At 67.2% G+C, this 6,891-nt stretch carries 4 protein-coding genes; all 4 read left to right on the forward strand.

Going from position 1 to position 6,891, the window contains the following annotated elements:
• Positions 1-210 (forward strand): hypothetical protein (locus NH448_RS22875; RefSeq protein ID WP_253029536.1); only part of this gene is annotated, 210 nt, incomplete at its 5' end.
• Positions 207-983: a cellulose biosynthesis protein BcsQ gene (gene bcsQ / locus NH448_RS22880; protein WP_045994298.1), complete on the forward strand. Its 777-nt coding sequence runs from the start codon at positions 207-209 to the stop codon at positions 981-983. The genes NH448_RS22875 and bcsQ, both read left to right, overlap by 4 nt.
• Before the next feature lie 7 nt (positions 984-990).
• Complete coding sequence (gene bcsA / locus NH448_RS22885; RefSeq protein WP_052704479.1) at positions 991-5,622, forward strand: UDP-forming cellulose synthase catalytic subunit; 4,632 nt, start codon at positions 991-993, stop codon at positions 5,620-5,622.
• Positions 5,619-6,891, forward strand: a 1,273-nt coding sequence (locus tag NH448_RS22890; RefSeq protein WP_253029537.1) for a tetratricopeptide repeat protein, incomplete at its 3' end; no start/stop codon positions are given. The genes bcsA and NH448_RS22890, both read left to right, overlap by 4 nt.

A 6,891-nucleotide genomic window follows, 5' to 3' on the forward strand; every position in this document is an offset into this window, starting at 1 on the left:
GAACCTCCCGCTGGGCGGCGGGTCGAGCACCAGGCGCCTGCCACCAACGCCTTGAGCGTGGGCGAGGCCTCGCCTCCGGGGGAGGCTCGTGTGCCGCCTGCCGGGCGCTTTGGCCATCTGTTTCGCAGTGCCTCGGACAAGGCGTCGTCCGAGGCCGCTATCGGCAAGGAAACGCCGCTGAAACCTCTGCTCAAACGAATCTCTCAATGAATCTGGTTTCCCTGTCGTCGCCCAAGGGCGGCGTCGGCAAGACAACGCTGACCGCCAATCTGGCTCACGCCCTCAAGCGCCTCGGGCACCGGGTGGTGGTCATCGACTTCGACGTGCAGAACGCTCTGCGACTGCACTTCGGGCTGGGATTCGGCGAGGGGCGAGGTTTTGTCGCCCAGGCCGTGGAGATCGATGACTGGCGACGCCTGCTGGTGCCCAGTGCCAGCGGTATCGAGCTGTTGCCCTATGGTGAGGTCAGCGACGCCCAGCGCCTGGCGTTCGAGTCCTGGCTCAGCGCGCACCCCGAAGCGGTGGCCCAGCGTCTGGGGCCTCTGCTGAACGAGCCACGCTGTGTGGTGCTGGCGGATCTACCGCCTGGGCCGTCGCCGAGCCTAACCGCCATGGGCGCTGCTGATGCCATCCAGGTGGCGGTGCTGCTGGCCGACAGTGCCTCGCTGTCGGTGTTGCCGCGCATCGAAGGCGGCGACTTCATGGGGCCTGGTGTCAGGCCCTACTACATCATCAATCAGGTGGATCGACGCCGCAGGCTTTCCAGCGACGTGGCCGACTTCCTGCAGGATCGCCTGGGCAGTCCGTTGCTCGGAAACGTGCATCGTGACGAGGCGATTCCCGAGGCGCTGGCCTGTGAGCAGTCGATCTTCGACTACGCGCCAGCCTCGGCGGCGGCCCACGATATCGACACCCTGGCCCGCAGCGTCAGTCGTCTGCTCCCCTCACTCCAGTCCCATGGGGTGGTCGCCCCGGCGCTATAGGATGCCCATGAACGTCTCTTCCTCTGCGTCACTGGGCGCGCGTCTGCTGGCGCTGATCCTGGGGGCGCCCCTGGCTGCTCTGCTTGTCACCACGCCGTTGACCCTGGAGCGCCAGCTGGTGTTCGCCGGTGTTGGCATGCTGGCGTTGCTGGTGCTGGCTCGCCTTCGTGGTGGCTGGGTACGCCAGGCGATGATGCTGCTGTCGGTGCTGGTCTCTACCCGCTACCTGTATTGGCGTCTGAGCGAAACGCTGGTGTTCGATACCCAGGTCGAGGCGGTATTCGGCTACGGTCTGCTGGCCGCCGAGTGTTACGCCTGGGTGATCCTGGTGCTGGGGTACTTCCAGATCGCCTGGCCGCTGGAGCGCACGATCCGGCCGATGCCGCCGGATGCGACGCGCTGGCCGACGGTGGACATCTATATCCCCACCTATAACGAGAGTCTCGAGGTGGTGCGGGACACGGTGCTGGCCGCCCAGAACATCGATTACCCGGCGGATCGCATGCGTATCTATGTGCTGGACGATGGCAAGCGACCCGAGTTCGGCGCCTTCGCCGCGGCGGTGGGGGTCGGCTACATCACCCGGGAAGACAACAGCCACGCCAAGGCGGGCAACCTCAATCACGCCATGGGGCTGACAGACGGCGAGCTGATCTGCGTATTCGACTGCGACCATGTGGCGACCCGGGCCTTTCTGCAGGCCACGGTGGGGGAGTTTGTCGCCGACGAGCGGTTGGCACTGCTGCAGACGCCTCACCACTTCTATTCCCCGGATCCGTTCGAGCGCAACCTCGTCGCCGGGGCGGACATCCCCAACGAAGGGGAGCTGTTCTATGGGCCGGTGCAGAAGGGCAACGACTACTGGAATGCGGCCTTCTTCTGCGGTTCCTGTGCACTGATGCGGCGTAGCGCGCTGGAAGAGATCGGCGGCTTCGCGGTGGAAACCGTGACCGAGGATGCCCATACCGCCCTCAAGCTGCAGCGGCGTGGCTGGAACACGGCCTTCCTGGGGGTGCGCCTGGCCGCTGGCCTGGCCACCGAGCGACTGTCTCTGCACATCGGCCAGCGGGCCCGCTGGGCCAGGGGCATGACCCAGATCTTCCGGCTGGACAATCCGTTGTGGGGACGTGGCCTGCGCCTGCCGCAGCGGCTTTGCTACCTCAACGCCATGCTGCATTTCCAGTTCGCCATGCCTCGCCTGGTGTTCCTGACCGCACCCCTGGCCTACCTGTTGTTTGATCTGCACGTCATTGCCTCGTCGCCGCAGATGATTGCCGTCTACGCTTTGCCGCATCTGTTTCACGCGATCTACACCAACTCGCGGCTGGTGGGGCGCTTCCGCTACTCCTTCTGGGGCGAGATCTACGAAAGCGTGCTGGCCTTTCACTTGCTCAAGCCGACCCTGGTGACTCTGCTCAGCCCGCGTCGGGGCAAGTTCAATGTCACCGAGAAGGGTGGACTGCTGGAGGAGGGCTACTTCGACGGTGAGGCGGTGCGTCCCCATCTGTTCGTGCTTGGCCTGTTGGTGGCGGCGGTGGTGTGGGGGCTGGTGCGGGTCTTCTGGAATGATCTGTTCGATGTCCAGACCAGCGTCATGCTGTTCAACGTGATGTGGGCCTCCGTCAGCATTCTGGTGCTGCTGGCGGCCATTGCGGTGGCACGGGAAACGCGCCAGCTGCGGCGCTCAGTGCGGGTCGAGGCGCGTCTTCCGGTGGTGTTGCACCTGGCCAGTGGCCATGCGGTGCAGAGCTGGACCGCCAACCTGTCCATGGGGGGCGCCCTGGTGGAGGGCAAGCGCTCAGCCCTGGGCAGCGAGGTGGAGTGCCTGGAGATCACCTTCAATCGACGGGGGCTGATGTTCCCCGTGTGTTCGGTCAATGCTTCCGGTACCGATGACTCACTGCGCTTTCGTTTTGATGAGTTGCCGCTGCGCCAGCGCAGAGAACTGGTGCGGGTGGTCATGGGGCGTGCCGATGCCTGGATTCCCGAGGCACCGCATCCCCAGGACCGGCCATTGGCGTCACTGTGGCATGTGGTGCGCTCGGTGGTGGGACTGTTCTTCCACCAGTGGCAGCAGAAGGGGCTGCACTTCCGTAGCCCGGTGCGGGGGCTGACCCAGGGGCGCTTTAGCCGAGGTTGGCTGGCGCCGGTGATGCTGGTGGCCACCATCGTGCTCGGGGTATTGATGGTCTCGCACCGGGTCTGGGCCCAGGTCCCGGCGCCGACGATCGGCGTGACGCACGAGGCCGGCGGTTTTGGTGACGTGCCGGGTGACACCTCGGTACCGGGCGAGACGTTGCCTCCGCTGCGTTTCGGCGAGGACGGCCGGCTGGATCTGGACAGCGTCAGCCAGCCGTTGCAACCGACCCGGCGCGAGCTGTCGATCCCGTTGCTGGCCTCCGATCAGACCTTGCGCCTGACCCCGAACACCCGGCTTTCGGGCACTGCGTTCTCGCTGCGCGATGATGAGGTGGCGGTGGCTGCGTCGCTGTCGCTGTCGTTGTCACACAGTGACCTGCCGGCCGACAGCCAACTCGGGGTGCTGCTCAACGGCGAGACGCTTCAGACCATCGACCTTGACCAGTTCAACGCCGGCGGCATGACCCAGCGCCTGGATATCCCTTCGGCGCTGATCCTGCCCTTCAATCGCCTGGAGTTTCGCCTGCTGGGGCAGGCGACCCAGCAGTGCCACGGTGATGACCAGGCCGTTGGCAGGGTGGAGATCGCCCCCGAATCCAGGCTGGCCTTGACCCTGCAGCGGCTGCCGACCCCCGACGAGCTGGCCCGCCTGCCGAGGCCCTTCATCGATGCCGCGACGGCGGATGTCAGTCGGGTGGCGATGGTGATGGCCAGCGATGCGTCTGAGGCCCAGTTGCGCGGGGCGGCCATCATTGCCTCGCACTTCGGACGCTACGCCGAGGCCGGGCAGCTACAGGTCGATGCACTTTACGATCGCCTGCCGCTGGACAACGCCGTGGTGATCGGGCGCTCGGGGCAACGTCTGGCGGGCTTGACCCTGCCGCAGGTCGAGGGGCCGACCCTGTTGATGCGTCCCAATCCGCGCAACCCGCTGTTCAAGCTGCTGCTGGTGGTGGGCAACAGTGACGTCGAGGTGGCCCGGGCCGCCCGCGGTCTGGCGCTGTCGGGACTCGGGGAGAGTCTCGATAGCGCAGCGCCGGCGACGCTGAACGGCGAACGGCTGCGCCTTGATGACGAACGACTGAGCCCGCCAGCCCCTCGCGAGCCCTATGACGCGCCGCGCTGGGTCGATGTCGAAACCCCGGCCAGCCTGGCCTCGTTGGGCGAACCCGAGGGCTTCGTGGCACGCGGGCTGTCCGCCCGGGAGCACGCCCTGAGCCTGAGGGTGCCGCCGGATCTGTTCCTGTGGCCCGGTCAGAACTATCGGCTGAGGGTCGACTATCGTTTTCCCGACGAGCCCTGGCTCGATCCCATCGCCTCGAGCCTCGATGTCAGCCTCAACGGCGAATATCTCGCGGCCTTGCCGGTGGAGTCGGGCAAGGCGCTGGAGCGTCTGTGGCAACGTCTGGTCGGCGCCGGCCGGGAGCAGAGTGCCGAGGTCCTGCTGCCCAGGGACCTGCTCTACGGCAACAATCGCCTGCAGTTCTACTTTCACCTGGCGGTGGCAGACGGGGTCGACTGCGCGCCCGGGCTGGGTGAGGACGCCATCAGTCGAATCCTGCCCACCACCACGCTGGACCTGCGGCGGGCAGAGCACTTCAGCGTCATGCCGTCGCTGTCGTCCTTCGTCAGCGCGGGGTTTCCGTTCTCGCGTCAGGCGGATCTTGGCGCCAGCGTGGCGCTGGTGCCCGAGGCCCCCGACGAGAGCGAGCTGTCGGCGCTGTTGACCAGCGTGGGCCGTATCGCCGGCGCTACTGGCTATCCCGCCCTTGGCATCGAGGTGCGTCGAGGGCTTTCCCTCACCGGCGATTTGACCGACAAGGATCTGCTGGTGGTCGCCGACCTCGACAGTCTGGCGCAGACGTCGCTGTTCGACGCCGGCGTTTACCGGGCCGACGAAGGGCGTCTGGCGGTGGCCGAGGTGCCCTGGATGGAGCGCTGGCGCTACTGGCTGTTGGGTGACTGGCGGCCGCTGTGGCGAGAGGTGGCCCAGGCGCTGCAGGACAGCGAGGTGTCCCAGGGGCTGGTCAGCCTGCCGTCACCCTTGAACCGTTCGCGCTTCTTGGTCGCGGCGGTCGCCGACGACACCGAGGCGCTGCCGTCGCTGGTGGCGCGACTGGGCGACGATGAGGTAAGCCGCTCGGTGTATGGCGATCTGGCGCTGATTCCTGTCGAGGGCAGTGCCGAGAGCTTTCGCGCAGGGCCGCGTCAGGGCGTCGGTGAGATGCCCTGGCACATGAGGTTGCGCTGGATGCTGGGCCAGAACCTGGTGGCCATGGCGGTTCTGCTGCTGGTGGTGGTGACACTGCTGGGGCTGGTCTGCCACCGGGGACTGGCTCGCCGTGCTGCACGGCGCCTGCAGGGGGGCCAGGCCGACGCTCCTGAAGCCCAGGCCGACGCTCCTGAAGCCCAGGCCGACGCTCCTGGAGGCCGCGTCGACACCCCGGTGGCCGACGGCAAGGGACAGAGTGACAACACCAGGGGAGCGCCACGCCGATGAAACGCTTGCGTTTGTTCAAGGTTCGCCGCGCCGGTGCGGCAGGACTGCTGTCGTGCTCCCTGCTGTCATTGACGCTGTCTTCTGTTCCGGTGCTGGCGCAGGACCAGAGTCCGGCCCAGGCCCAGGGGACCGATCAGGCCCTGGCGCCGCTGTTCGAGCAGGCTCGCTTCTGGCGGGATCGGCAGCGCGCCGATCTGGCCGAGCAGTCCCTCGAGCGGGTGCTCGATGCTGACCCGGGCAACCGGCGTGCCCTCTACCTGCTCGCGGAATATGCGCTGACCGATGGCGATATGGAAAAGGCCAGCCGCTGGCAGGCGCGGTTGGCCGAGGTGGCCCCGGAGGATGACCGGGTCGAGGCGCTGGCGCAGGAACAGAAACTGCGGCGTGCCGACGGCCAGCGGCTGGCCGAGGCCCGCTCCCAGGCGGCGGCGGGCGACTACGCCGAAGCCATGGCCAGCTATCGGGCGGTGCTCGAGGACGACGCGGTTCCGCCGAGGCTGGCGCCGGAGGTCTACCTGACCCTGGCCGGTACCGACAATGGCTGGAGCGAGGCTCGCGACCGCCTGGCGGCGATGGCGCGTGAACATCCCGACGAGCCGGCGCTGGCCACCGCGCTGGGCCAGGTGCTGAGCTATCGTGAAGCCACGCGTCGCCAGGGTATCGAGCGCCTGGCCGAGCGCGCTGCGACCGGCGATGCGGCCGCCGATCGCGCCTGGCGTCAGGCGCTGGAGTGGCTCGAGGCGACCCCCGCAGACGAACATCTGTATGCCGCCTATCAGCAGGCGCACCCTGAGGATAGCCAGATCGCCGAGCTGTTCGCCGACAAGATGACCCTGCCGCCGGAACGTGAGGCGGCCCAGGCCAGGGCTCAGGGGTACGACAGCCTGGAGCAGCAGCGGCTGGACCAGGCCGAGGCGCAGTTCCAGCAGGTGCTCGAGCAGACCCCGGACGACGCCGACGCCCAGGGCGGACTGGGGCTGACCCTGCTGCGCCAGCAACGTTTCGCCGAGGCGCGAGACGTGCTGCAGCAGGCGATCCGGCTGGCACCCGAGCGACGCGACCAATGGCAGGCCGCCTACGAAAGTGCGGCCTTCTATGCTCGACTGGAGGAGGCGCGGGCCCAGGCCAGGGCGGGACGACTTAGGTGGATCAAAAAACCGACGATTCACTGTCGACAGAGTCGTCTGCGACACACTCAATGGTCAGCACACACTAGTGACGTTTTTTCCATGATCTTGGGTGTAGAATGCCGAGTTCATGCGGATTGGC

This window comes from Halomonas sp. OfavH-34-E, assembly GCF_024124525.1.
Lineage (GTDB): Bacteria > Pseudomonadota > Gammaproteobacteria > Pseudomonadales > Halomonadaceae > Halomonas > Halomonas litopenaei.